The sequence below is a fragment of the Desulfotignum balticum DSM 7044 genome, from assembly GCF_000421285.1.
Taxonomy (GTDB): Bacteria; Desulfobacterota; Desulfobacteria; order Desulfobacterales; family Desulfobacteraceae; genus Desulfotignum; species Desulfotignum balticum.
Window position 1 is genome coordinate 4,454,718 of sequence record NZ_ATWO01000001.1, and the last position, 25,657, is coordinate 4,480,374.

Here is a 25,657-nt window from a genome sequence, read left to right on the forward strand (position 1 = left end):
AAACATGTCAAGGACTTTATTTAAAAATGATTGTTTTTCTTTCATTTGTGCTTGACAAAAAAAACTATCTGGATTAAATCTCAATAAAATTAATAAATTATAAAATAATCTATCCATGACAAAACCTCATTTAAATAAGGCTGTTACCAATGAATGACATAGCATCACACCCGGTGATCGATGATATTTCCAGCAAACTGGATACATTGACCCCCAAAGCCCAGGCCCTGGGCAACTATATTATGATCAATCCGGCCAAGGTGGTATTCATGACCACCAAGGAACTGGCCGAAGCCTGCGAAGTCAGTGAAGCCACGGTGGTGCGGTTTGTGGCGACCCTGGGATACAAAGGATACTCGGATTTCCAGGATGCGCTCAAGGATTTCATCAACACCGGGTTGAGCCTGCCGGACCGGGTCAACCTCAAAGGCATTGACGAACCCGGACTGGACCGGCTTCACCGGGGAATTTTAGAAGAACTCAACAACCTCAAGTTTCTGTATGAAAACATTGATGTGGAACGTATGAACCAGTTCATCACCCACATGGACACCAGTCCCTTTATTTATGTCACCGGCTCCCGCCTGTCCTACACCTTCGCCTATTACTTAGGCTGGTCGTTGACCAAGGTGCGCAAGGGGATCCAGATTCTGAAAGGCAGCGATTCCACGGCCATGGACATGCTGGCCAATGCCCCGGCCCAGAGCCTAGTGATCCTCACTGCCACCACCCGGTATCCCAATGAACTGATCAAGCTGAGCAAGATGATCCGGCGGTGCGGCCACACCTTGCTGGTGCTCACCGACTCCAGCATCTCCCCGGTGATTCCCTTTGCCCATCTGTCCCTGGTGGTGCCGTCCAAGTCCATTCCCTTTATCGGCAATGTGTCCGGCATGCTGGCGGTGATCCAGTACATGGTTCAGGAGTTGGCCCACCGCAAAGGGCAGGCGTTGCGGACCTATCAGGAACAGCTGGAACAGGTGTATCTGGAAAATGACCTGCTGTTCAACATCGATCCCAAATAACGGCAGCTTCGGGGAAACCGGAATGATACCATCAGATGCTTTGTTTTATGTTCCTTCGCGTCCTTCGTGCCCTTCGTGGTTCAATTTCAATCCGTTACCATGGCAGACCAAAGGTACTTTGTGACAATGGAACTGTCACTGGTCAGCCTGGGCATTTTGTTTGTCACCGGCCTGTGTGCCGGGTTTGTGGATGCCATTGCCGGCGGAGGCGGACTCATTGCTTTGCCCGTGCTGCTGGCGCTGGGGCTGCCCCCGGCCCAGGCATTGGGCACCAACAAGCTCCAGGGCAGTTTCGGCACCTTGTCTGCGGCCGCCAATTTCATTGCCAAAGGTCTGGTGGATCTCCGCCAGTGCTGGACCGGTATGGGATTCACCTTTTGCGGGGCAGTCATCGGGGCCGTGGTTATCCAGCGCATGGATTCCGGGTTCATCAAGCACCTGATTCCCGGGTTGCTTCTGGTGGTATTTTTTTATACCCTGTTTTCAAGAACCCTGGGGCTGAAGCCGGGCACCCCTAAAATGGGGCAAAACCTGTTTTTCGGGTTGTTCGGCCTGGGCTTAGGGTTTTATGACGGGTTTTTCGGCCCCGGCACCGGCTCCTTCTGGACCGGGGCCCTGCTTGTTTTTTTAGGCCTGGACATGACCGGGGCCGTGGGCACCACCCGGGTGATGAATTTTGTGTCCAATATTGTGGCCCTGGCCGTGTTCATCATCGGCGGCAATGTGCTGTGGTCCGCCGGACTGGCCATGGCAGCCGGCCAGGTCATCGGTGCCCGGGCCGGTTCCGGCCTGGCCATCCGGAAAGGGGCCGTGTTTATCCGGCCGTTTTTTCTGACCGTGGTGTTTTTGACCATTGTCCGGCTCATCTATGTCAACTATGGGTAGCAACAGACAAGCTGCCCTCAAACCATATAAAAAGGAAGGCTTATGTTACAAACCCAGAAAGAACTGCTCACCCTGTTGTCTGATATCGGCATTGAATACACCAACCATGAACATCCGGCCGTGTTTACCGTGGAAGAGGCAGCCTTGCACCAGGACGGCATCAAGGGAGCCCACAGCAAAAACCTGTTTTTCAAGGACAAAAAGAAACACCTGTTTTTAGTGGTGACCCTGGCGGACAAGCCCATCAAAATCAAGGACGTGGCCAAAAAAATCGGGGGCAACAACATGTCTTTTGCCAAACCCGACCTGCTCATGGAAGTGCTGGGCATGATTCCCGGGGCTGTCACCCCGTTTGCCGCCGTCAACATCAAGGACCATGAGGTCAAAATCGTTCTGGATGAAGCGCTGATGGCCCATGACCTGCTCAATTTCCACCCGCTGGAAAACACCGCCACCACCACCATTGCATCCGATGACCTGGTGAAATTTCTGGAACACTGCGGCCAGTCACCCGAGATTATCCGGCTGTAGGAAAAAAGGAGGCCGGCATGACATCCTATATCGGTGCTGTGGACCAGGGCACCACCAGCACCCGGTTCATCATTTTTGACAAAAACGGCGACATTGTGTCCGTCAGCCGGACAGTACATGACCAGATCTGTGAAAAACCCGGGTGGGTGGCCCATGATCCGGCCCAGATCCGGGACAACACCTTCAGGGTCATTGCCAAAGCCCTGGAAAAGGCCGGCCTCACCGGCAAAGACCTGGCTGCCATCGGGGTCACCAACCAGAGAGAGACCGTGGCGGCCTGGGACAGGCACACGGGAAAACCGCTGTATCATGCCGTTGTATGGCAGTGCGCCAGAAGCGATGAGATCTGCCGGAATCTGGATGACGTGTATGGCAAAGACTGCTTTCGGCAGCAGACCGGGCTGCCCACGGCCACCTATTTTTCCGGTCCCAAGATCAAATGGATGATGGACCATGTACCCGCGGTCAGACAGGCCGTGGACAACGGCACTGCCCTGTTCGGCACCATGGACACCTGGGTGATCTGGAACCTCACGGGCGGACCGGGAAAAGGAAACCATGTCACGGATGTGACCAATGCGTCCCGGACCCTGCTCATGAATCTGAACACCCTGGACTGGGATCCGGATATTCTGAACACACTGGGAATTCCTTTGGACTGCCTGCCGGCCATTGTGCCGTCTTCGGATCCGGCTGCGCTGGGCAGAACCCATGCCGCCGGCCCCCTGGGACACGGGGTGACAGTGGGAGGTGCCTTAGGAGATCAGCAGGCCGCGTTGTTCGGCCACACCTGCTTTGCCCCGGGAGAAGCCAAAAACACCTATGGCACGGGCTGCTTTCTGCTGTTCAACACCGGGCAAAAAATCATCTTTTCCCGGCACGGCCTGCTCACCACCCCGGCATATCAGATACATGGAGAAAAGCCGGTGTATGCGCTGGAAGGCGCCATTGCCTATGCCGGGGCACTGGTGCAGTGGGTCCGGGACAACCTGGGGCTGATCGTTTCCGCCCCGGAAATCGAAACCCTGGCCAATACCGTGAAAGACAACGGGGATGTGTATTGCGTGCCGGCTTTTTCCGGGCTGTTCGCCCCGCACTGGCGATCCGATGCCAGAGGGGTGATTGCCGGGCTGACCCAGTTTGCCACCAAAGGCCATATCGCCCGGGCCGTGCTGGAGGCAACCGCGTACCAGACAAAAGATATCGTGGAAGCCATTTCAAAGGACCTGGGCAAAAACCTGGATCTCACCGCGTTGAAGGTGGACGGCGGCATGGTGGAAAATCACACATTGATGCAGTTCCAGGCCGACATTCTCGATAAAAAAGTGATCCGGCCCAAAGTCACGGAAACCACGGCCTTAGGGGCGGCCTATGCGGCGGGTCTGGCCGTGGGGTTCTGGCCGGACATCGGCGCTTTGAAAGAAAAATGGCAGGCCCACACCACCTGGTATCCGCACATGGATGACCCCCGTCGGACCCGGTTGTACGACAGCTGGCAGAAAGCCGTGAAAACCTCTTTTGGATGGTGCTGACAAATCTTTCAGGCAGCTTGTCTTAAAACCATTTTTTTTTCTTGAAATAACCCAGCAGGGCCCCGGCAATGACCACAAGCACCCCCCAGAAGATAAAATAACTGTATTTATACCTGAGTTCGGGCAGGTAATCGAAATTGGTACCGTAGATGCCGGCGATAAAAGTTAAGGGAATGAAAATCGCGGCAAAAATGGTCAGCACTTTCATGATATCGTTCATCTTGTTGGCGGTCACGGAATTGTAAATATTGAGCTGGTCGGTGAGAAGATCCCGGTAGGTGTCGATGGCCTCGGTGGCGTGAGTAATGAGATCTTCCAGATCCTTGAAAAAAAAGTGCGTCTTTTCGTGAATCAGATCGCTTTCCAGCCGCAGCAGCTGAAAAATCGCTTCTCTGGCCGGACGGATCGATTTTTTCAGATAACTGGTTTCCCGTTTAAACCGGTTTATTTTTTCCATCACCTTTTTATCGTGATCAGAAAGAATTTCCTCTTCCAGGTCTTCAATCTGCTCTCCGATGTGTTCGATCACGGAAATGTAATTTTCCACCACCGTGTCCATGAGCGCATAGGCCAGATAATCGGTACCGCCGACACGTATCCGGGATTTCTGCCGCCGGATTCTTTCCCGCACCGGCTCAAACACATCGCCCGGCCGCTCCTGAAACGTGAGAATGAACCGCTCGCCCACCACCAGGCTCAACTGCTCGTTCCTCACCATCCCGGTCTGTCTGTCAAACCGGATCATTTTCAGGACAATGAACAAATAATCGTCATAATCATCGATTTTGGGCCGCTGGCCCGTGTTAAGGACATCTTCCATCACCAGGGGATGCAGGTCAAATACTTTGCCGATACGGCCGATGGTGTCCACATCGTGCAGACCGTTGATGTTGATCCAGGTGACTGATTCCGATGTTTTGTAATGAAGGGTGTCCTGGATATCCACCATGGCCTGATCCGTGAGGTGATGATCATCATAATCAATGACCCGGATATCGATTTCATCGGTTTTTCGGGTCCCCACAAAAACAAGGGCACCCGGACTCTGTCCTTTTACCGGTTCTCTGTTTTTTAAAAATCGTGCCATGGATCCCTTCTTTTTTAGTTGTTCCATGCCCTGAAACAGCGGTCATAGAAGTTTTGTTGAATATCATGATCTAACGTATCAGGTTATCACTTTCAATTTTGGGTGGCAAAGGGTAATTTTTCATCCTTTGCTTGACAAACAGCGATCGCCTGTCCTAATTCTATTTTCAGCGTCTGTCAGAAAAAAACAACGATCAAACCAAACCACAGGAGTCACATTGAACGAATGCCTTCCATCTCAAAAAAATGGCACCCCATGAGGATGCCCCTCAAACATCAGCAGACACTTGATGTCTGAGACGGTCAAACAGATTCTGGACCGACTCTATCCGGACGGTTATATGGGCCGGTTGGGAAAGGTTTACACGGATACCAGTGATTTCATGCGCATCACCGGCGGGGATGTGATTGTCCTGGCCGGTGAGCATTACCTGGTGCTGCGGGATGAAATGGAGCGAAGTTTCGGGGTTGAAGATCCCAAATACTGGGTCAAGCGGTGCCGCCATCTGGAGTCCGGTGAACGCCGGATACTCAAACTGGTGTTTTATGAAACATTTTCTCTTTCCATGGGAGAAATGAAAATCCCGTGTTACCGGAGTCCGCGAAAAGAGGCCCGGATTCTGGATCTGGTGCGGAACGATCCCCGGTTCATGCAGGGATTTCCCGCAGCAGATGAAGCCGGCAACAATGTCCGGGTCCTGTATGTGGTTCAGGGAAAACGCCTGGATAACTGGATCGATGACCTGGATGTGGATCACCCCACCTATTTTCAGACACACCTGCCCGGCATTCTGGAAAAATTCATTGTTTCCTGCCAGGCCATCAACGATCTGCACAAAATGGGTGAAAAGCACGGAGATATCCGGCGGGATCATCTCTGGGTGACGTATGATACCGGGGATTATGTATGGATCGATTTCGACTATACATTCAGTTTCCATGAAAACCCCTTCGGCCTGGATATTTTCGGGCTGGGCGGCCTGCTTCTGTATATTGTCGGCAAAGGGTTCTACTCCCATGAAGAAGCCAGGCAATTGATTGACCGCAACAGAAAAATCCCGGGTATCGAGCCGGAAGATTTTTTACTGGTTTTCAAAAACAGGCTGGCCAACCTGCAAAAAATTTTCCCTTATATTCCCGATGCATTAAACCAGATGCTCCTGCATTTTTCATCCGGATCACGGGTTTATTACGAAACCATGGACGAATTTCTGCAAGACTTGACAACCTGCTTGAAACAGGTGAAATAAACATATGCAACCCGCTTTTTTGGAGATACCCCATGGATACAAATAAAATTTTGATCGCTGCGGACGGTTCTGAAAATGCCGAACGCGCCATTGATTATGTCACAGACATCCTCCAGGGCGCTGCCGGATTTCACATCAAACTGCTGTCCATCGAGCATCTGCCGGACCGGGATTTTTTTGCCGATGACACGGCCTGGAAAGACGCGTGTGTCAAAAATCGGGAAAAACTGATTGCGTTTCTGGCACACGGCAAAGAACGATTGACAAAAAGCGGCATTCCTGAAAAACAGGTGCAGACCGATTATGTGGAAAGCTGTCATTCCCCTTTGGCGGAAAAACCCGATTATTGCAGCCGGGGAACCAGCATTGCCTTAGATATTCTGCATGTGGCAAAGACAGAAGGGTTCAAGACCGTGGTGATCGGACGCAGGGGTGTTTCCAAAGCCGAAGAGTTCATGTTCGGCAGCGTGTCCAACCGGATTATTCACGCGGGCAGCGACTGCACCATCTGGGTGGTGCAGTGACCTGTCTTTTGAATGGTCCTGCCGCATGATGCCATGAAGCACGGGATATATTATTTCCATATGCTTCTGCTGCTGATTCTGACCGGCACCCCAGGCGGGGCCGGATCAGCCGTGCAGTCAAAACCGGTCTCCTTTGTCCTGCTCCATGTCAATGACACCCATTCCCAGTTCACTCCCCGGCCTTATGCCCTGCAGTTTCCAGGGCTGGGGAATCCGGTGCCCGTGCCGTTGGGATCGGTCTCAAAAATGGCGGCCCTGGTGCGGCAGACCCGGGAACAATCCCCCCATGTGCTGTTTCTCCATGCCGGGGACATGGTCCAGGGATCGCTTTACTATACCCTGTTTCACGGACAGGCCGAGGCCCGGGTGTTTAACGCCATGGGCCTGGATGTCATGGCTGCGGGCAACCATGAGTTCGACCGGGGAACCGGCGGCATCCTCCCTTTGATGGATCATGCGCAATTTCCCGTTGTGTCTGCCAACATGGATGTGTCTGATGACCCGAATCTGGCCGGCCGGATCGCCCCGTATGTCATCAAACAGGTGGACGGGGTGCCTGTGGCCGTGATCGGGCTTCTGACCCGGGACCTGGCCCGGATATCCAGTCCGCCGGACACACTCCGGATGCGCCCGGTGATCCAGACGGCCCAGGAAGCGATCAATCGACTCACAGCCCAGGACATCCGGATCATCATCCTGCTCACCCATATCGGATATGAACAAGACCGGCTGCTGGCGTGTTCAGTGACCGGAGCAGACATTATCGTGGGCGGCCATTCCCACACCCTGCTGGGAAATTTTCAAGATCTGGGGCTCACCCCGGAGGGACCTTATCCCACAGTGGTCACGGCACCGGACGGGACCGATGTCCTGGTGGTTCATGCCTGGAAACACACCCGGCTGCTGGGACGGCTGTCTGTGGATTTTGATGCCGCCGGCCGAATCATCTCCCATCAGGGGACCCCCTGCCTGATCGCCGGCACACCGCTTCTGGACAAAGAGGATCAGCCGCTGGATCCCCGGACACAGGAACAGGTCCGGCTTGCCATTGACCGTGACACGGGTATGGCCCTGCCGGAAGCGGATCCGGCCGTGGCCGCCATTGCCGAAGCATATGCGATAAAGGTGGCCGAACTGGGGAGCACCATTGTCGGACGGGCTGAACAGCCTTTGCCCCATATCCGGGTCCCGGATCCAACCATGCCCCAGGGCAGTGCCATTGCGCCCCTGGTGGCCGAATCCCTGAAAAGAAAAGTCAAACGCAATGGATTTGACGTGGATATCGCCATCCAGAATGCCGGCGGAGTCCGGACCGGCATCCGGGCCGGGGAGATCACCATCGAAACCATTTACAACCTGCTGCCGTTTGAAAACACCCTGGTCATTTTCCAGATGACCGGGCAACAGATCACCACCCTGCTGGAAGATGCCCTGTCTTCCATCATCGATGAGCAGCGGTTTTTCGGGGGTTTCCCCTATTCCTCGGGGCTTCGGTTCCGGGTCGATCCGGGAGCCGGCAAAGGAAACCGGGTATCCGGCGGCGAAGTGATGGACGGATCCGGGGCCTGGCATCCTTTGAACCGCCATGCCACCTACCGGGTGGTGGTCAACAGTTTTCTTGCCGGCGGCGGTGACGGCTACACCGTGTTTGCCGGCTTGAAAGGCCATGATACAGGGTTTGTCGATACCCAGGCGTTTCTGGAATATGTATCCGCAGAAAAAACCCTGAGCCCTCCGGCCCGGCACTCCTTTTTTCAAACCCCATAACCGGATAGCTCTTTTTCAGGCACCGGCCCTGTCATGATCTTGAACCGGCCCATTGGAAGAAACGGTGCTCTCCGGATTTTCCGGGGAAATTTCCATCCTCGGATCCAGGTGCATGGCCACATCCGACGTGGTTTCCATCATGACAAACTCCACCTGCTCATCAACCGGCACGATCCGCACGGATTCCCTGCGCCGCAGTAACAGTGTCACCCCGGCATATACCCCGCTGACGGCGATCATGTAAAAATACAACCCATAAGGGGTTCCGGACAGGGTCATGACGGCGGCGGACAGAATCGGTCCGAACACGGCCCCGATGCCGTAAAACAACAGCAGCACGGAACTGACTTTAACCACATCCTGGGCATCGAAGATATCGTGGGCCCGGGCCACGGCCACCGGATAAATGGAAAAAAAGATACCGCCGAAAAGCGTGGTTGTCCCCAGAAGCAATCCCAGGGAATGTTGGGTAGAAACCAGGATCACCAGGGATATCATCGCCAGGATAATGCCCAGAAACGGCAGCACCAGGGATCGATCCAGGCGGTCTGAAATCAGTCCCACCGGCCACTGAAGCATGAGTCCGCCAAACACGGTCAGGGTCATGAACCAGGAAATCTGGCCCACGCTCAACTGAATCTGGTGGGCAAACACCGGCCCCATGGTGTAAAAAGCGCTGTGCAGAAGCCCGGCGCCAAAGCAGCCCAGCATGCTGATGGGTGCTTTTCTCAAAATGGTTTTCAACGCTTTTTGCTGGACCTTAGGCAGTTTCGGGTGAATAGACCGGGTCATGGCCACGGGCACGGTGCTCAGCACCACAAACACCCCTGCCACCAGAAACAGGGTCTGGCTGCGGACATCGCCCACGTTCAGCAGCTGCTGCCCCACTGTGCTGCCCATATAGGTCACGATCATGTAGATGGAAAAAATGCGCCCCCGGAATTTGGGTTCAGCACACTCATTGAGCCAGCTCTCAATCACCATGAACAGCCCCATGTTGGACACCCCGGCCACAAACCGCAGCCCGGCCCACAGCAGGGGAGACGTATAAAATCCATGCACCATCACCACGGCGGCGGTGACGGCGGTGAACGCGGCAAAAGCCCGGATATGCCCCACATTTTGAATTATTTTCCGGCAATAGGAGGTGCCGGCCACCAGTCCCACAAAATAGGAACTGAGTACCAGTCCGGTCACCTGGGTAGACACCCCTTCCAGGGAAAGCCGGAACCCCAGAAACGTATTTAACAGTCCCAGCCCCATCATCATCAGTACCACTGAAGAATACAGTGCAATGAACGGTCTTATATTGGCATACATGACAAATGCCTCCTGTCAGGCAACAAGTGTATCTTAAAACAAAAGCCGGAAATAATAAAGCAACCTGTCGCCCGGGTCAAGTCTTTTTCCGGATCAGGACCTGAACCGCGAGATATCCATGTCCAGGCGCCGGATGATCTTCTGGATGGACGCCCTTTCCAGGCCGCTGATGCGTGCGGTTTCTGAAATATTTCCCCGGGTGTGTTCAAACAGCCGGGTCAGATAGGTGCGGGAAAAAATATCCAGGGCCTGTTTTTTGGCGATTTTATACGGGACCGGCTCATCCGAAGAAACCATGTCAGCGGCGGGATCGCCATGCCCTCCCATCAGGCGGATCAATGCACTGTCAATGGGGCCGCCGTTGGAAAACACCACCAGACGCCGGACCATGTTCAACAGTTCCCGGATATTTCCGGGCCAGGGCTGGGAGGACAACCAGGCCATGGCGGCCGGTTCGATTTCCATGGGGTCCATGTTCATCTCCCGGCAGGTTTGGATCATGAAACACCGCACCAGCCTCGGGATATCCTCCTGCCGTTCCCGCAGGGGCGGTACATGAATGGACAGAACATTGAGCCGGTAGTACAGGTCTTCTCTGAAGATTTTGTTTTGAATCCGGGTGGGCAGGTCCTGGTTGGTCAAGGCGATAATCCGCACATCCGCAGTCCTGGAACGGCTGGAACCCACCGGTTTGACCTCTCTGTCCTGGAGAAATTTCAACAGTTTGGCCTGGATGGGCAGACTGATGTCACCGATTTCATCCAGGATCAGAGTGCCTTTGTCCGCAGCCATGAAAAATCCGTCCCGGTTCCGTTCCGCCCCGGTAAACGCCCCTTTGACATGGCCGAACAGCTCACTTTCCAAAAGCGGTTCAGGGATGGCCGGACAGTTCAGGGCATGGCACTCAGATGCACTGCGCCGGGACAACCGATGAATTTCTCTGGCCACAAACTCCTTGCCGCTGCCGGATTCTCCCGTGACCAGCACCGTGTAATCGGTCACGGCCATGGCACTTATTTTTTCCTGAACCTGGCTCATGGCCCGGCTTTCCCATTTCTGATCCGTTGTGTTCAACCCGGAAACCAGCGACTTCAGGCGTTGATTCTCCCGGGCCAGGGCATAGTGCTGAACGGCCCGTTCCACCGTATGAAACAGGGCCTGGCGCTCCACCGGCTTGGTAATAAAATCCCAGGCCCCGGTTTTCAGGGACTGAACCGCGTTTTCCACGGTGGCAAACCCGGTGATCATGATCACGCAGACATATGGATTTTGCGCCAGAACCCGGGTCAGAAGTTCATGGCCGGACATGCCGGGCATACGTAAATCCGACAGCAGCACCCCGATCTCTTTTTCCTGAAACGCGGCCAGGGCCGCCTCGCCGGAAGAAAATCCCAGAATGTCATATGTGTGAAACTGTTTTTCCAGGTGCCGGATAATGCCTTTTAAAAAATCAGTGTCATCATCCACCACGCCGATGCAAAACGGGTTCATGTCTTTTTCCTGTCAAAAGGTTCCGTGCCTGAAGAAACCGTTGGTAAATAGATGTCAAACCGGGTTTGCTCTCCGGTATCCACCACAATGCGGCCATTGAGTTCTGACACAAACCCGTAAACAATGGAAAGACCGAGTCCGGTGCCTTTGCCCACTTCCTTTGTGGTGTAGAACGGATCAAAAATCCGTTGTTTAACGATGTCAGGGATGCCCGGGCCGTTGTCTGCAATACGCAACCGCACCTGGCTGGATTCTGCCGGTTTTGTCTCAATGGTAATGGTGTCTCCGCTTTCCTGGAGTGCATCCACGGCATTGAGCCAGAGATTGGTCAGAATCTGTTCCAGAATGGTCCCGTCACATGCCACCCGGGGCAGATTGTCTGACAGGCAGGTGTCAATGTGAATATTTCTGGACACGGCCTGGGCCTTGAACACCTCGATTCCCTGGGACACCACCTGGTTCAGGTCGCAGGTCCCGGAAATGGGTTTTTTGGGCCGGGACAGGGCCAGCAGATCCTGAACCACCTTCTGGGCCGCCCGGGTATGTTTGGAGATGATATCGATATCAGACACGATCTCCTTGTCCGTCACCGCATCCCGCACCAGGTCGGTGTAGCACTGGATGACCCCCAAAGGATTGTTGATTTCATGGGCCACGCCTGCGGCCAGCTTTCCAATGGCACCCAACCGCTCGGCCTGGTGCATCCGTTCCGCCATCTGTTTTTCCTGGGTGATGTTTCTGGCATAAAGCACCATCTGCAGCCGGGCCTGGTCCCGGCGGGGCAGCGGATACAGATCAATGTCAAAATACCGGTCATCATGGGTGTAAATTTCCTCGCTCACGGACTGCCCGGTGCGGGCCACATGGTTCAGTATGCTGCAGTCTTCATTGTTGGACACATGGGTACACAAAAATGCCCGCAATGCCGCTTCCTGCGCCGCTTTTTTCCCCGGCCCCAGAATGTCGTGGCCGGCCCGGTTGGTAATGATGATACGGCAATCCTCATCAATGAGCAGCAATGGATCACTGATGCCTTCAAAAACAGACTGAAGCATGTCATGCTGGGACCGGATGCTGGAAAACACATGGATGTTTTCAATCAGCACGGCCACCTGCTGGCCTAAGGCCAGAAGCACGTCTGTATCCAATTCTTCCGGGTCTGGTGTGTGTTTCCAGACAAGCCTTAGAATGCCCCAATGGCTTTCCAGTGATTTCACGGGAATAAAAAGCGTCCGGTCAAGAAACAGCACCTCATTTTTCCACACCAGGTCCCGGGCTTTGAGGGGCAGTTCCGGCTTTTCTTCACGGGGTTTCCAGGCATAATATGTTTCTGATAACACCATGCAGTGATACACGACATCTTCCGCCTTGTATCGCCTTCCCACACTTTCAAGCAGGGCCGACACCAGCTGCCGGACTGTCAAGGCTCCGTTGAATCCGTTGATCAGATCCACAAACAGCCGCACATCTCCCAGATGTTTTCTGGCTTTCAGATCCAGTTCCAGGGTCCGGCCCTCCACCATTTTTTCCAGATTCTGGGTGTGATCCTCCAGTTTTGTGCGGGCATCGGACAGGCATACGGCCAGTTCATCCACCCCTTCGATCAGACCTTCGATCTCATCTTTCTGGGCCAGCTTCTGAATGATGCCCTGTTCCGCTTCTCCGGAAAACCGGGTTTTGAAAATCCGGGACAGATCCTGTAAATTTTTCATGACCAGCCGGTCAAAAAACAGACTGATCAAACCGGCAAAAAAGAAGATTCCCAGCAAATACAGCATCAGATACTGCAAGGTCAGTTCTTTGGCCGGGCTTTTGATCATGGCTACCGGGAACCCGGCCACCACCACCCCGCCGACTTCACCTTCCGTGTGGAAAAATCCATTCGTATCTCCGTAGATATCCACAAGTTCTCCCGGCGCGTCTTCAGGATCTCCGTGACAGTTCAGGCACGATGCCCTGAAGGCTACTGGCCGGGCCACCAGGCGATAGTCTTCTCCTTTGACCTGTGTGGTATTTTCCCAGATTCCGGCCCCGGGGTTTTCATTGAAATACCGGATCAATCCGGATTCAAAGGCATTGGGTTCAGATACCGGGTTTCTGGCGTTTAACGCCACTCGTCGGTAGTGGTAATGGGAAGCATCCTTGAGGTTGAGCCGGTCCATCACCTCTCTGGATATATAAGAGGAGGACATGGCTTTAAGAACAAACCGCCCTTCGGGAAGCGTAGCGAACATTTCCGGCCGGAGCTCGGTTTTCACATAATCCTGAACTGCATCAGACTGGGCCAGCAGCATCTGGGACCGCTGACTGATCTCCGATTCCATGATGGAATTGATATGAAAATACATGATCAGGCTGATACACACCCCTAAAGACAGGATGGACACCACCAGACCGGTGATGAATTTAAATCTCAAATTAAACGTTCGGGACGGCATGGGCATTCTCCAGGTCAATTCAACCGTGAAAACATAAAGAATACTGCCCGAAATTGCAAGCAGATCCGGGGGTGCCTCCCCAGGGATACACAAGCGGCAACTTCAGTTTCCAGTTTCAGGGCGGGCATGCAGGCCCTGTTTTGCCTTAACTATCTGTATTAAAAGAATTTTATTTATTTATTCTTTGGCGGCACACCTTTTGCTCTTCAGGTGGACCTGACAGAGACCCGAGTTGGTACATTTAATTTTTTTATTACTTTTAATTAAATTGACAAGGAGGAAACCAAATGGCGGATAATACGGAAATTGTCCGGGATGTGGGTAAATGGGAATGGTCGGAAATGTGGAAAAAAGAAGACTGGTGGGCCATCTGGCTGGGTTTTTTTATTCTCATCGCCGGCATGGTGATCTATTTTCCCCATGCCGGCGAGTTGAAATCCAAACTTCAGGCAGTGGAAGCGCAGTACAGCCGGGAAGCCAACCGGACAGATGCCTTCAAAACCGTGGCCTGGTATCAGCTGTCTGATGCCAAGTCCAAAGTAAAGGCCACCAGCACGCCTGCCGGCAAATGGCTGAAAACCTTTTCTGCCAAAACCAAAGGCTGGGCTGCCAATCCCGTGGAAGCATTTTATCTGTCCCAGGAAAAAGCAGATGCCAGAAAAGCCAAAGCCATGGAAAAATATGATGCCGCCAAAGCCGTGTCAGATCAGGCCCTGGCTGCAGCACTTGATACAGAAAGAATGGCGGAAGCTGAAGGATTTGAGAGTGCGGCCCTGAATGCCAAAGCCAAACAGGCCATCCAGGACTGGCGGAATGCTCATTTAAAAACCAGCAAAGCCAAATCCAAGATGGACGCGGCCAAACCCTATAACCGGGTGGGATGGCTGATATTTCTGGGAATCTGTTTTGCCGCATTCTTTGGGGTGGGCATGAAAATCATGGGCAATTCGTTCAAGGAGTTCATGATCGCATTTGGTTTTATTTTTGCCATCAGCGTTCTGACCCATCTGGCAGCCAGCCAGGCCACCATGAAGCATTACGGGATCGGGTATGCCGCCTGGGCCATCTTTTTCGGTATGCTCATATCCAATACCGTTGGCACCCCAAAATGGGTGATGCCGGCCGTGCAGACCGAATTTTACATCAAAACCGGCCTGGTGCTGCTGGGCGCCAAAATCCTGTTTGAAAAAATCATCACCATCGGCACGGCCGGTATTTTTGTGGCCTGGGTCGTGACGCCTATTGTCTGGCTGGTGACCTACTGGGTGGGACAGAAAATCATCAAGATTCCGTCCAAACGCCTGAATGCCACCATTTGTTCAGACATGTCCGTGTGCGGGGTGTCGGCCGCCATTGCCACGGCATCCGCGTGCAAGGCCAAAAAAGAGGAACTCACCCTGGCCGTGGGCCTGTCTCTGGTTTTTACTTCCGTCATGATGATCGTGATGCCGGCGATCATCCACGGATTTTTCCCGGCGGACAAGGTGGAAATTTTAGGCGGCGCCTGGATGGGCGGCACCATTGACGCCACGGGCGCCGTGGCGGCAGCCGGTGCGTTTTTAGGAGAAAAAGCCCTGAACGTGGCCGCCACCATTAAGATGATCCAGAATGTGCTCATCGGTGTGATGGCTTTTTGTGTGGCCGTATATTTCACCACCAAAGTGGAAGCCGAAGAAACCGGAAATAAAGTCGGTGTCATGGAAATCTGGTACCGGTTCCCCAAATTCGTCCTGGGATTCATGGCCGCATCCGTGATTTTTTCCATGATTTACAGTTCATTCAACAGCCAGATCAGCGGTCTGGGCAGCACCATGATCGACCAGGGTGCCATCAAGGGCATGAGCGACCTGTTCCGGGGATGGTTTTTTACCCTGTCGTTTGTCAGTATCGGTCTGGCCACCAATTTCAGGGAACTGAAAGAACATTTTTCAGGCGGCAAACCATTGATTCTCTATGTGTTCGGCCAGAGTTTCAACCTGTGTCTGACCCTGACCATGGCGTATATCGTGTTTTATCTGATATTCCCGAAACTGACGGCCACCATTTAATCCATCACCCATAGACAACCTAAGGAAAATATCATGGAACCGAAAAAAATACATTCCCGTAAAAAAGGCTGGCTCATCATCGGCTTAACGTTTTTTTGCCTGTGGGGGTTTGCCACGGTGGTCGGCCCCTGGGGAGAAAAACACATCCCGGTGTTCAATCGGATCGTGGAAGTGATCAAGGCCAGGGACATCGACTCCGGTGCGTATTTTTATACGGAAATCGAGGCATCCTACAGTGCTGAGCGGGAACTTCAGGGCGGGATCAAATTACAGACGCCCGATGATTTCGGATTCACCCCGTCATTTATACTGGGAATTGTCATCAGCCTGACCATCCTGATCATCGGTTTCAAAACACTTCCTTCAGATTGATACACATTGCCCTGTATCTGGGTTTTGTGATTCAGATACAGGGCGTTTTAAATTTTAAATACAATTTATTACATTATTGTTTATACAAAAAACGCTATTTATATACAATAATGCAATAAACTATCTGCAAATTTTCAGCAAAATAATTATATCAATAGATCATTTCTGCAATTTATTCCATAAATTCAAATAAGTTATATCATCAGGTCCGAATATTTTCTGGTTTTGGCATATGATTTGCTCAATGCAGGGGCAGGTATTCAAACATTGCACCACACAACCAGATAACGAAAGGATGCACCATGGGACTGAAATACTGCCTGATGACGATCACTTTGCTGCTGACAAGCACGGTTTCTGTTTTTGCGGCCGACGGGACCATTGATTCCGGAGACACGGCCTGGATCACCATGTCCACGGCCCTGGTCATGATGATGACCCCGGCCGGTCTGGCCCTGTTTTACGGCGGCATGTCCCGGTACAAGAACCTGCTCAACACCATTGCCATGACCGTGGCGGCCTACTGCCTGGCCAGCCTGGTCTGGGTGGGATGGGGGTATTCCCTGGCCTTCGGGGAGAGCGCCAGCCCCGTGATCGGCAGTCTGGGCCACATCCTGCTGGCCGGGATCGACGTCTCGTCGGTTTCCGGCACCATCCCCACCCTGATATTTGTGATGTTCCAGATGACGTTCGCCTGTATTTCCGTGGCCATTATCCTGGGGTCGGCCGTGGACCGGATGAAATTTTCCGCCTGGATGGTGTTTGCCGTTCTCTGGATCACCTTTGTGTACGCCCCGGTGTGCAACTGGGTGTGGGGCGGGGGATGGATGCACCGCATGGGGGCTCTGGATTTTGCCGGCGGCAATGTGGTACACATCAATGCCGGGGTGTCCGGCCTGATTCTGGCCCTGGTGCTGGGCAAACGCAATGGATTCGGCAAAGAGCCCATGATCCCGTCGTCTGTGGCATTCACCGCCCTGGGCGCGGCCCTGCTCTGGTTCGGATGGTTCGGGTTCAATGCCGGCAGTGAGCTGGCCGCTGACGGGGTGGCGGCTTCCGCGTTTCTGGTCACCAACACGGCCGCGGCATTGGCCGGTCTGACCTGGCTGTGCCTGGAATGGAAAATCAGCGGCAAACCCACCCTCCTGGGCATGGCATCCGGTGTGATTGCCGGGCTGGTAGCCATTACCCCGGCCGCCGGATTCGTCACCCTGTCCGGATCTTTGATTATCGGCCTGGTATCCGGGGCCGTGGGATTTTACGGCGTGGTCTTTCTCAAGAAAAAACTGGGGTATGACGATTCTTTAGACGCATTCGGCATCCACGGTCTGTGCGGCATGTGGGGGGCCCTGGCCACGGGGCTGTTCGCCGCTCCGTCTGTCACTGAAGGCGCCAGGGGCCTGTTTTACGGAAATCCCGGCCAGGTCTGGATCCAGGTGGTATCCATCATCGCCACCATCGCCTTTTCCGCTGTGGCCACCCTGATCGTGGTGTATGTCACCAAACTGATCTGCGGCGGGCTCCGGGTGGACGGCCAGGATGAGCGGACCGGCCTGGACAGTGCCCTGCACGGGGAGCGGGCCTTTGAAATTGAATAACAAAAAGGGCCGGTGTCATACTCAGAAAGTGGCAGCCAGTTCCCGGGCCTCGGCAATGCAGTACATCAGATGCCGGGGGGATTTGGCATCGCCGATGACATGAAACCGGGCGGCGGATGTTTTTTCAAAAGATCTTGCCGCCCGCACCGCCTCGAATTTTTCTGAAATCACCACCGTGTCGAAACCGGCCAGGGTGATCTTTTCCCCCTTGGATGAAAAAATCACCCCGTCCGGGGTAAAGCCCTGAATGGAAACCTGTTTGTACAAGGTGACATCCCCTTTTTTCAGTCGCTCCCGCAGATAGTACCGGTCATTGGAGGACATCTCTTCGGCAAAGCTTTTTTTCCGGTTCAGCACCACCACGGTTTTTCCCTGGTCCGCCAGAAAATCCGCCACAATCAGGCCGGCCATGCCACCGCCCAGGACCATCACTTTTTCTCCAGCCGTTTCCGTGCCCGCCATCACATCCACCCCCGTGACCAGGTGCATGGACGTGGTGAACAGCCCTTTGATCACCGGCATCTGGGGCAAAGACCCTGTCGCAAGCACCACATGGTCCGGAGATATTTCCATAAGCAGATCCTGTGTCAGCGGGGTCTGGTACCGGACGGGAATGTCCAGGCGGGCCAGCTCCCGGTCAAGAAATTGAAGAATATCTTTCAGTTCCCCCCGCCCCGGGGCCTTGGCTGCCAGACCCAGCAGCCCGCCGGGACCCTCCCCCTGTTCACAGATCACCACGTCATGGCCGGCCAGGGCACATTCCCGGGCCGCAGCCAGGCCGGCCGGACCGGCCCCGGCCACCAGAATCCGCACCCGGGGCTTGTCCGGAGACCCGACCGGTTTGCCGGCAGTTTCCCCGGATGCCATGAGATACTCCCGACCCACATCCGGGTTCACCACACATCCCCCGGGCTCCTTGGCTAAAACCGCATGAATGCATCCCAGGCAGCACCCCACACAGGGCCGGATCTCTTGGATGCGTCCAGTCCGGGCTTTTTCCGGGTAATGGGGATCAGCCAGAAACGAGCGTCCCAAAGCCACCATGTCGGCCTGACCCCGGGCAATGATCTGCTCCGCATGGACCGGGTCCTTGATCCGCCCCACCGTGATCACGGGAATGCCCACCACCTGTTTCACGGCTTGTGCCAGGTGCACGAAACAGCCCTGGGGGGTGTACATGGAAGGAATGGTCAGCTCCGTGGAGCCGTACACCCCGGCGGACACATGCACATAGGCGACACCGGCGGCTTCCAGCAGCGGCGCCAGGGTCAGGGCATCGGTGAGTTCCCATCCGTTTTCCATGTAATCATTGCCATTGATACGGATACCCACGGGAAAATCCTCTCCGGCCCTGGCCCGGATATCAGCCAGAATCTCAAACAGAAACCGGGTCCGGTTTTCAAAACTGCCGCCGTATTCATCCGTGCGGATATTGGCATTGGGGGACATGAACTGGTTGATGAGATACCCATGGGCCCCGTGGATCTCCACAAAATCAAATCCCGCGTCTCTGCACCGTCTTGCCGCATCCCCGAAGCAGGTCACCAGGTGCTGGATCTCCGCCACGGTCAATGCCCGGACCTCGCCTTTAACCACGGCCGGAGCCGGAATCGGGGACGGGGCCACTTTTTCCGGCAGATAAGATTGGCGACCCCCGTGCATGAGCTGGACCCCGAACCGGGTCCCGAAGGGCCGGACCTGATCCACCATGCGTTTAAGTGCAGGAATGCAGCCGTCCTCATACATCTGGGGCAGATCCGGCAGTTCCTGGCCCCCGGGATGCACGCTGCCGCCCCCCACCAGCATCATGCCGGCCCCGCCTCTGGCCCGTTCCACAAAATAGGCCATGAGCTGGTCGGTCACATGACAATTGTCATCCACCCCGAAATTAATGCTCATGGCAGACATCATCAACCGGTTTTTCACTGTGAGATTCCCGATGCGGATCGGGCTGAACAGATGGGACAACATGGATAGTGACGCTCCTTTCAGTCTGTTTTTTGTGAAAAATCATCGAGCAGCGACTGCACCAGGACGGCAAATGCCAGCTCCGCTTTTTTGTCTTTGATCCGTTTCCGGCCTTTGACTGCTTTGAAATACCGGGTACAGACCTGGCGCTGGGCCGGGGTCAGGCCGGTGACAATCCCCTGTTTTTTAACCGTGTCCTCGGTGACGTCGGTCATGGTTTTAGCCCCCCGCCGGCCATGGGGCCGCTTAATGATATGGCTGTAATAGATCAATGCCCGGTCCAGAAGGATATACAGAAACTGAGGATTTTCATTGGGTCCCACCTGGATCCGGTCACCTCCCAGCCGGATGCCGGCAGGGCTTTTGTCTGCCACCCGGCGGCCTCCCATGATGGCTGATCCCGCCCCCAGAATCCCGCCGATGGCAGTGAACATGCCAAAGGTCAGGCCATGGGCCGCCGTGTCCACCACGGCGCCCACAGATCCGCCTAAAACCGCACCGGCCGCCGCCAGCTGAGTTCGGGTCAGTCCCAGCAACTCCCAGGTTTTTCTGGAAAACAGGTCATGCTGAAGCACGGAATACTCGGGCAGAGACACCTGATACACCCGGTGTTTGAACAGGGTGCGGATATGGTGAAACAATGCTTTTTCTATATCTCTGACCTGATTTCGATAGGTTTGGGCCAGATTTTCCTTTGCCATGACCGGATCTTTACCGGCATGAACGCTTTGGGACACAAAAAACCGGAGGCTTTTTTCAATGGCATAGGTGATATACGCGCTGGCCAGGCGGTTGCGCTTTTCCCATTCCGTCTGAAAGGCCTGAATCACTCCAGCCAGCAAGGGTTCCCATTCCTGATCAATGGATTTAAGACTTTCCAGCATGGCGATGCGGTCATGAAAATTGGCCGTGTTGGCATTGAACACCCGGATGCTGTTGAAATGTTTGCCAAATTCCCGGCGCCAGTCCTTAGTATAGTCTTTGTCCATGTGTTTGGAATTGATCACAGCCATCCGGGGCCGGCCCGTGAGCCGAAGGATCTCCATTTCCGCCAGATCATCGGTCCGCACAGGCCGGGACCCGTTCACCACATAGATAATACCCGCCCCCCGGGCCACGGGGCGGAACAGTTCCACCTCATCGGCAAAAAACGGATCCGATTCATGGGCCGCAATGAATTCATCCAGGATTTGCCCGGGATCTTTGTCATAGGCGTTGAACCAGGCCAGGGTCTGTCTGGGCACCTGAAACCCCGGGGTATCCACAAACCGGATGATCTTCTGATCATCGATTGTCACGGTGTAGGTCCGGCACACCGTGGTCTCCCCGGGCACGGGACTGACCCGGATCTGATCATTTTCGGTGAGTGTGGACACCACGGCGGACTTGCCTTCATTGGGATGCCCGAGCACAGCAAATGCGGGAATATCTGAACTCATGGCCGGATCCTTTCCACCAGCATGTCCGGGTGTCCCAGCTTCAGAATGCAATCCTGCCACACCTTTGCATCCACATCCCTGTCCGCCACACCCAGATTTTCCTCCTCCGGGGCCTGGGTCAGAAGCACCCACAGGTTTTTATCCTGCAACACCCCCTGCTTGAGCTGAACCAGGTAATGAAGAATGCCCCGGATCGGGGGCTGCCACACCTCCTGGAGAAAAATAACCGGGTCTGCTCCGTCAAGCACATCCGTTCCCAGCACAAGGGCATCCGCATCCAGGTCCTGGTCGATGGGAATCACCTGGCGCACATCCAGAAAAAACTGCCGGGCCAGCAGATCGGACACCCGGTCTGTGGCTGCCTGATCCCAGGCCGGGCCGGGTGCCAGAACCACGGCCGGGGTGCCGATGGATGCCGGTTTTGACTGGACGATATCCTGCCCGGCCTGTTGCGGGGCCGGATGCGGATTCGCATCCGCCGGTTCTGAAGAGAGGTCTTTGACCGGCCCCCTGGCTTTAGGCGTTTTTTTTGCCTCCGGATGATGATGCCGGGCGGCCGTATTTTCTTCCAATCCGATATCCATGACCGGTGATTTCATGCGCACAATCAGGCGCCGGAACCGGGGCTGGTGAAAGTCAAACCGGTTCAGCGCCGTTCTGTGGCCCAGGATGGCCCCGCCGATGATCAGCAGCCGGGGAATCACGGCGTAACATACCATGCTCATGCATAAAAACGGCCACCAGGACGTCAGGTGTTCCGTGGCCAGTGCGGCAATGCCCTGTTTAAGAATAATCCGGGTGCCTTCCACCTGTTCCAAAGTCGGACCGGCCAGGGAATCGGGCATCCAGGCCGCCCAGGGCAGTGACACCAGGGACACCAGGTCATGGACGGCAGACGGGGTGGCCGCTAAAGTGGACTGCCATCCGAACGCCACATCGCTGAATGTCACCCGGAACAAGGTGCCGCCCAGGGCACCTGCAGAGAAAAAAAGAGCAAACAAAGACACCAGCATCACCAGGGGCCAGAAAAAAAGGGGCTGGTATTCCCGCTTTTTTGTCCGGATGAATAAAATCCCCTCGTCCAGCCGGGAAGGTTCCGGATCCGATGACTCTGTTTTCACTTTCATCCGCACCCGCTTGAGCATCGAGGGCACCATATCAAACAACACCCTGGACACCACCGCAAAAAACATCCCCGGGCCGGGGCCGGATCGCCGAAACGGCTGGATCACCAGACCGGCCACGAAAAAAAGAAAAAAAACAGCCGGTACCAGTACAAACACGAAAAAAAACAGGGCCACATTCACGGGCCGGACCCCGTGGTAGGCCAGAAATCCATAGGCCAGCGCCAGGCCGGACAGCCCCCCGGCCAATGCCATCCCCCGGGCCGTCCAGGCAAACATTTGGTTGAACACCTGTCCCGGCAGCCGGTGATATCCTTTGGGGCCTGCCTGATCAAAATACAATATTCTGCGATAGGACAGCCAGGCTTCGATCAGGGCGTTATCCGTCATTTTTGCCCCGTCTGCCTGCCGGAAAATATCCCGGTCCCGGGCCGCCGCCTTTAAACCAGCCGCCCGGGACCCGGGATGGTCATCCAGGGTCAGCAGGTAATCCAGATCCATGATGTCGGAAAGTCGAAGGGTCATACAGGGTGTGTATCAGATCCTTTAATTTTTCACAATTGTCTTTGGCATCTTCCGGAAAAACCGATACTGCCGGATCATTCCATATGCCGGGCCACCAGTTTTACCATGGCCCCGTAAGGTCTTGCCCCCACCAGTTTTTCCGTTCCCATGACCAGGGTGGGCACCACCAAAATCTCCTGGTGCCGGGCCAGTTGCCAGTCTGCATCCACGGCATCTGAAAACAGGCGGTCATCAATGACGGTTTCTGCAGCCGTTGAATCCAGGCCGGCCGTCTCAGCCAGATCCATGAGCACGGTTTTTTCGCTCAAATTTTGGTCATCCACAAAACCGGCCTGAAAAGCGGCATTATGAAACGCATGGCCTTTCCCCAGGCTCTGGGCCCAGAGCCCCACTTCCTGGGCCAGACGGGTGTTGTAGATATGGCGCCGGTCACCCATGGGAAGTCCGAGATCGGCAGCGGTTTTTTTCAGGCGGGCCATAACCTGATAAATATCCACACCCTGTCCTTTTTGCCGGAACAGCTCAGCCAGGGTCATTCCCTGTTCCGGAATTTCCGGATTCAATGGATACGCCCGCCAGATCACCTGTATATCAAATTTGTGCTCAAGTTTTTCAATACGCCCGGTAATGAAATAGCACCAGGGTCAATTGTAGTCGGAAAATATATTCAATGCCGGTTTTTGAACCAAAATTTTCTCCTTGCTTTTATTTGCAATGTAAATTTTCGTAAAAATAAGCATCAATTTTTCATTTGCAAAATTTTTCAACAGTGATAAAGGGGTGACATGAAAACCTATGGCAAAATCCTTTTGACCACCCTTCCTCTGGTCATTATTTCGCTCTGGGTTATCGTGGAGACCACTTATTATTTTTCCCGGACCGCGCTGGTGGATTTGGGCGAAACCTGGCTGGATACCCGGCTGTCGGAAGCACAGGTCATTGTCTCATCCCAGGAAAAAATGCTCCGGGATTACGGGCTGTCGGAAATTCCGGCCAGTATCACCAAAGCGCAGATGGACTCGATGGCGGGAATTGCCGATATCGGTGTGGGAAAACAGGGATTCATCTGTATCATCACCCGAAAAGGCCGGATTGTGTTTCATCCGGACAACCAACAAATCAATACCTGGATAGACGACACGGCCTGGTTCAGGGATCTTTTGAACGGGGCCCTACGGCTGCAAATGCAAATGGGCGGGCAAACCGTGCTGGCCAGGTTCACCTATTTTCAACCCTGGGACTGGTATCTTCTGGCCGTGGACCCCATGCAGGAAATATACGGGGTGGCCGACCGCATGCGGCCTTTTCTGTATGCCATGGCCATGATTGCAGCGGCGATCATTTCTTTGGCCCTGATGCTGATGACCCGGCGGTTGACCCGTCCTCTAAACGACCTGGTCCAGGGTGCGGACCGCATCGGCAAAGGCGACCTGGATACCCGGATTCCGGTCCAGTCCAAAGATGAGTTCGGGCACCTGGCCACCAAATTCAATCAAATGACGATTCAGCTCCAGGAAACGCTCACAGCGTTGACACAGTCCCACCAGGAACTGGAAAACCGGGTGGCGGAACGGACAAGAAACCTGACCTTGATGAACCAGGCATTGAACAACGAAGTGCTGGTGAGAAAACAGAAAGAGCAGGAACTTAAAAAAGCCAACCAGGCCAAAAGTGAATTTTTAACCAATATGAGCCACGAGATACGAACGCCGGTCAATTCGGTCATCGGTTTCAGTGAAGTGCTGTCTGCCATGGTTTCGGATTCCCAGCAGAAAAATTATCTTCAGGCCGTGATCAGGGCGGGCAGACATCTGCTGGCGTTGATCACGGATCTGCTGGACCTGTCCAAAATCGAGGCGGGGAAAATCGCCATCCATGTGACCCCGGTATCCTTACCCACCTTGTTTCAAGAAATTCATGACCTGTTCAAGGTCAAACTGTCCCGGAAACATCTGACATTTTCCATTCATCTGGACGACCTTTTGCCCAGGTACCTGCTGTTAGACGAAATGCGCCTTCGCCAGGTGCTGACCAATCTGGTGGGAAATGCGTTTAAATTCACGGAAAGCGGACAGATCCGCTTGTCAGCAAAAATTCTGAACCGCCCGTCCACTGACACCGTGGACCTGATGATCCGGGTCCGGGATACGGGAATCGGCATTTCCAAAGACCAGCAGGCGTTGATTTTCGAATCTTTTGAACAAGGACATAAGGATATTACCAGAAAATACGGGGGCACGGGTCTGGGACTGGCCATCAGCCGGCAGCTGGTGGAACTGATGAAAGGCCGCATCCAGGTGGACAGCCGGCCGGGCTTTGGCAGCTGCTTTGAAATTGTTCTGCCCGGCGTGATCATCAGCCGAACCGGAAAACAGACACAAAAGGCTTTTGATACTGTTTCCCTGAAAATGGACCGATCCGTCCCTGCGCCCGTGCTGTCCGAATCCCTGATTCAGCAGGCCATGGACCGGCATCCCGACCTGGAACATCAGATGTTTGCCACCATTTTTCCTTTGCTGCCCGGAACCCAGGACGGGGTGAAAATGTCGGATGCCCAAACCATTGCCGATCATTTTATCACTTTGGGCCGTGAGTTTGAACTGACCGCCTTCACGCAGTTCGGACAGAATCTGTCCGATGATGTCCAGGCCTTTGACGTGGAAAATATCGCCCCGTCCCTGGCCCGGATTGCTGTCCTTTTCCAGCGGATTCAGGAAAAATGACCCCGGCTTGA

18 protein-coding genes and 1 pseudogene are annotated in these 25,657 nt (G+C 54.3%); 11 read left to right on the forward strand and 8 right to left on the reverse strand.

Going from position 1 to position 25,657, the window contains the following annotated elements; translation table 11 throughout:
• The first annotated feature begins 149 nt into the window (after window positions 1-149).
• From K365_RS0122280 to glpK, 4 genes are all read left to right on the forward strand, one after another.
• The gene (locus tag K365_RS0122280; protein WP_024336375.1) at window positions 150-1,025 is read left to right on the forward strand and encodes a MurR/RpiR family transcriptional regulator; all 876 of its coding nucleotides are present in this window, start codon (window positions 150-152) and stop codon (window positions 1,023-1,025) included.
• Between the two features lie 126 nt (window positions 1,026-1,151).
• Entirely contained in the window at window positions 1,152-1,910 is a 759-nt protein-coding gene (locus K365_RS0122285; protein ID WP_024336376.1) for a TSUP family transporter, read from the forward strand.
• A gap of 42 nt (window positions 1,911-1,952) precedes the next feature.
• The gene (locus K365_RS0122290) at window positions 1,953-2,441 is read left to right on the forward strand and encodes a prolyl-tRNA synthetase associated domain-containing protein (protein WP_024336377.1); all 489 of its coding nucleotides are present in this window, start codon (window positions 1,953-1,955) and stop codon (window positions 2,439-2,441) included.
• Between the two features lie 17 nt (window positions 2,442-2,458).
• Window positions 2,459-3,973 carry a glycerol kinase GlpK gene (gene glpK / locus K365_RS0122295; protein ID WP_024336378.1) on the forward strand — a complete coding sequence of 505 codons (1,515 nt, stop codon included), beginning with the start codon at window positions 2,459-2,461 and terminating at the stop codon, window positions 3,971-3,973.
• Window positions 3,974-3,995: 22 nt separating this feature from the next.
• Here the strand turns inward: glpK and corA are convergent, their stop codons facing one another.
• Complete coding sequence (corA, locus tag K365_RS0122300) at window positions 3,996-5,060, reverse strand: magnesium/cobalt transporter CorA (RefSeq protein WP_024336379.1); 1,065 nt, start codon at window positions 5,058-5,060, stop codon at window positions 3,996-3,998.
• Window positions 5,061-5,349: 289 nt separating this feature from the next.
• Here corA and K365_RS0122305 point away from each other — a divergent pair, with 289 nt between their 5' ends.
• From K365_RS0122305 to K365_RS0122315, 3 genes are read left to right on the forward strand one after another with little or no spacing between them, the layout of a single operon-like run.
• Window positions 5,350-6,309 carry a hypothetical protein gene (locus K365_RS0122305; RefSeq protein ID WP_024336380.1) on the forward strand — a complete coding sequence of 320 codons (960 nt, stop codon included), beginning with the start codon at window positions 5,350-5,352 and terminating at the stop codon, window positions 6,307-6,309.
• Window positions 6,310-6,341: 32 nt separating this feature from the next.
• Window positions 6,342-6,833, forward strand: a complete 492-nt coding sequence (locus K365_RS0122310) for a universal stress protein (RefSeq protein ID WP_024336381.1) — start codon at window positions 6,342-6,344, stop codon at window positions 6,831-6,833.
• Between the two features lie 33 nt (window positions 6,834-6,866).
• A complete protein-coding gene (locus K365_RS0122315; protein WP_169432979.1) occupies window positions 6,867-8,600 on the forward strand; it encodes a bifunctional metallophosphatase/5'-nucleotidase in 1,734 nt (577 codons plus the stop codon).
• 15 nt (window positions 8,601-8,615) lie between these two features.
• On the opposite strand, the gene K365_RS0122320 is transcribed toward K365_RS0122315, so the two are convergent.
• The 3 genes from K365_RS0122320 to K365_RS0122330 form a co-directional block, all read right to left on the reverse strand.
• Window positions 8,616-9,920, reverse strand: coding sequence for an MFS transporter (locus K365_RS0122320; RefSeq protein ID WP_024336383.1), 1,305 nt, complete (start codon window positions 9,918-9,920; stop codon window positions 8,616-8,618).
• Window positions 9,921-10,013: 93 nt separating this feature from the next.
• Window positions 10,014-11,411 carry a sigma-54-dependent transcriptional regulator gene (locus K365_RS0122325; protein ID WP_024336384.1) on the reverse strand — a complete coding sequence of 466 codons (1,398 nt, stop codon included), beginning with the start codon at window positions 11,409-11,411 and terminating at the stop codon, window positions 10,014-10,016.
• Window positions 11,408-13,849 (reverse strand): c-type heme family protein, encoded by a 2,442-nt coding sequence (locus tag K365_RS0122330; protein ID WP_024336385.1) that lies wholly within the window; start codon window positions 13,847-13,849, stop codon window positions 11,408-11,410. The genes K365_RS0122325 and K365_RS0122330 overlap by 4 nt, the downstream gene beginning before the upstream one ends.
• Window positions 13,850-14,136: 287 nt before the next feature.
• Here K365_RS0122330 and K365_RS0122335 point away from each other — a divergent pair, with 287 nt between their 5' ends.
• The 3 genes from K365_RS0122335 (at window position 14,137) to K365_RS0122345 (ending at window position 17,867) form a co-directional block, all read left to right on the forward strand.
• Window positions 14,137-15,897 carry a YeiH family protein gene (locus K365_RS0122335; protein WP_024336386.1) on the forward strand — a complete coding sequence of 587 codons (1,761 nt, stop codon included), beginning with the start codon at window positions 14,137-14,139 and terminating at the stop codon, window positions 15,895-15,897.
• A gap of 33 nt (window positions 15,898-15,930) precedes the next feature.
• The gene (locus K365_RS0122340) at window positions 15,931-16,269 is read left to right on the forward strand and encodes a hypothetical protein (protein ID WP_024336387.1); all 339 of its coding nucleotides are present in this window, start codon (window positions 15,931-15,933) and stop codon (window positions 16,267-16,269) included.
• A gap of 302 nt (window positions 16,270-16,571) precedes the next feature.
• Window positions 16,572-17,867 (forward strand): ammonium transporter, encoded by a 1,296-nt coding sequence (locus K365_RS0122345; protein WP_024336388.1) that lies wholly within the window; start codon window positions 16,572-16,574, stop codon window positions 17,865-17,867.
• A gap of 21 nt (window positions 17,868-17,888) precedes the next feature.
• Here the strand turns inward: K365_RS0122345 and K365_RS0122350 are convergent, their stop codons facing one another.
• The 4 genes and pseudogenes from K365_RS0122350 to K365_RS0122365 form a co-directional block, all read right to left on the reverse strand.
• Entirely contained in the window at window positions 17,889-19,838 is a 1,950-nt protein-coding gene (locus K365_RS0122350) for an oxidoreductase (RefSeq protein WP_024336389.1), read from the reverse strand.
• 17 nt (window positions 19,839-19,855) lie between these two features.
• A complete protein-coding gene (locus K365_RS0122355; RefSeq protein ID WP_024336390.1) occupies window positions 19,856-21,274 on the reverse strand; it encodes a DUF3482 domain-containing protein in 1,419 nt (472 codons plus the stop codon).
• Entirely contained in the window at window positions 21,271-22,923 is a 1,653-nt protein-coding gene (locus tag K365_RS0122360) for a DUF2868 domain-containing protein (protein ID WP_024336391.1), read from the reverse strand. The genes K365_RS0122355 and K365_RS0122360 overlap by 4 nt, the downstream gene beginning before the upstream one ends.
• 74 nt (window positions 22,924-22,997) lie before the next feature.
• A pseudogene (locus tag K365_RS0122365) lies at window positions 22,998-23,555 on the reverse strand (DsbA family oxidoreductase); the annotation flags it as partial.
• A 153-nt stretch (window positions 23,556-23,708) separates the two neighbouring features.
• Between K365_RS0122365 and K365_RS26910 the strand changes: the two are divergent.
• Window positions 23,709-25,646, forward strand: a complete 1,938-nt coding sequence (locus tag K365_RS26910; RefSeq protein WP_024336393.1) for a HAMP domain-containing histidine kinase — start codon at window positions 23,709-23,711, stop codon at window positions 25,644-25,646.
• Window positions 25,647-25,657 lie beyond the last annotated feature (11 nt).

What these genes read in the sequence shown, in the direction of transcription:
- K365_RS0122315 (WP_169432979.1), top strand. Translation starts at nt 6,867, where the DNA reads ATGAAGCACGGGATATATTATTTCCATATGCTTCTGCTGCTGATTCTG.
- K365_RS0122285 (WP_024336376.1), top strand. Translation starts at nt 1,152, where the DNA reads ATGGAACTGTCACTGGTCAGCCTGGGCATTTTGTTTGTCACCGGCCTG.
- K365_RS0122340 (WP_024336387.1), top strand. Translation starts at nt 15,931, where the DNA reads ATGGAACCGAAAAAAATACATTCCCGTAAAAAAGGCTGGCTCATCATC.
- K365_RS0122320 (WP_024336383.1), bottom strand. Translation starts at nt 9,920, where the DNA reads ATGTATGCCAATATAAGACCGTTCATTGCACTGTATTCTTCAGTGGTA.
- K365_RS0122290 (WP_024336377.1), top strand. Translation starts at nt 1,953, where the DNA reads ATGTTACAAACCCAGAAAGAACTGCTCACCCTGTTGTCTGATATCGGC.
- K365_RS0122350 (WP_024336389.1), bottom strand. Translation starts at nt 19,838, where the DNA reads ATGTTGTCCCATCTGTTCAGCCCGATCCGCATCGGGAATCTCACAGTG.
- K365_RS0122310 (WP_024336381.1), top strand. Translation starts at nt 6,342, where the DNA reads ATGGATACAAATAAAATTTTGATCGCTGCGGACGGTTCTGAAAATGCC.
- K365_RS0122325 (WP_024336384.1), bottom strand. Translation starts at nt 11,411, where the DNA reads ATGAACCCGTTTTGCATCGGCGTGGTGGATGATGACACTGATTTTTTA.
- K365_RS0122305 (WP_024336380.1), top strand. Translation starts at nt 5,350, where the DNA reads ATGTCTGAGACGGTCAAACAGATTCTGGACCGACTCTATCCGGACGGT.
- K365_RS0122330 (WP_024336385.1), bottom strand. Translation starts at nt 13,849, where the DNA reads ATGCCGTCCCGAACGTTTAATTTGAGATTTAAATTCATCACCGGTCTG.
- K365_RS0122355 (WP_024336390.1), bottom strand. Translation starts at nt 21,274, where the DNA reads ATGAGTTCAGATATTCCCGCATTTGCTGTGCTCGGGCATCCCAATGAA.
- K365_RS0122345 (WP_024336388.1), top strand. Translation starts at nt 16,572, where the DNA reads ATGGGACTGAAATACTGCCTGATGACGATCACTTTGCTGCTGACAAGC.
- K365_RS26910 (WP_024336393.1), top strand. Translation starts at nt 23,709, where the DNA reads ATGAAAACCTATGGCAAAATCCTTTTGACCACCCTTCCTCTGGTCATT.
- K365_RS0122280 (WP_024336375.1), top strand. Translation starts at nt 150, where the DNA reads ATGAATGACATAGCATCACACCCGGTGATCGATGATATTTCCAGCAAA.
- glpK (WP_024336378.1), top strand. Translation starts at nt 2,459, where the DNA reads ATGACATCCTATATCGGTGCTGTGGACCAGGGCACCACCAGCACCCGG.
- K365_RS0122360 (WP_024336391.1), bottom strand. Translation starts at nt 22,923, where the DNA reads ATGACCCTTCGACTTTCCGACATCATGGATCTGGATTACCTGCTGACC.
- corA (WP_024336379.1), bottom strand. Translation starts at nt 5,060, where the DNA reads ATGGCACGATTTTTAAAAAACAGAGAACCGGTAAAAGGACAGAGTCCG.
- K365_RS0122335 (WP_024336386.1), top strand. Translation starts at nt 14,137, where the DNA reads ATGGCGGATAATACGGAAATTGTCCGGGATGTGGGTAAATGGGAATGG.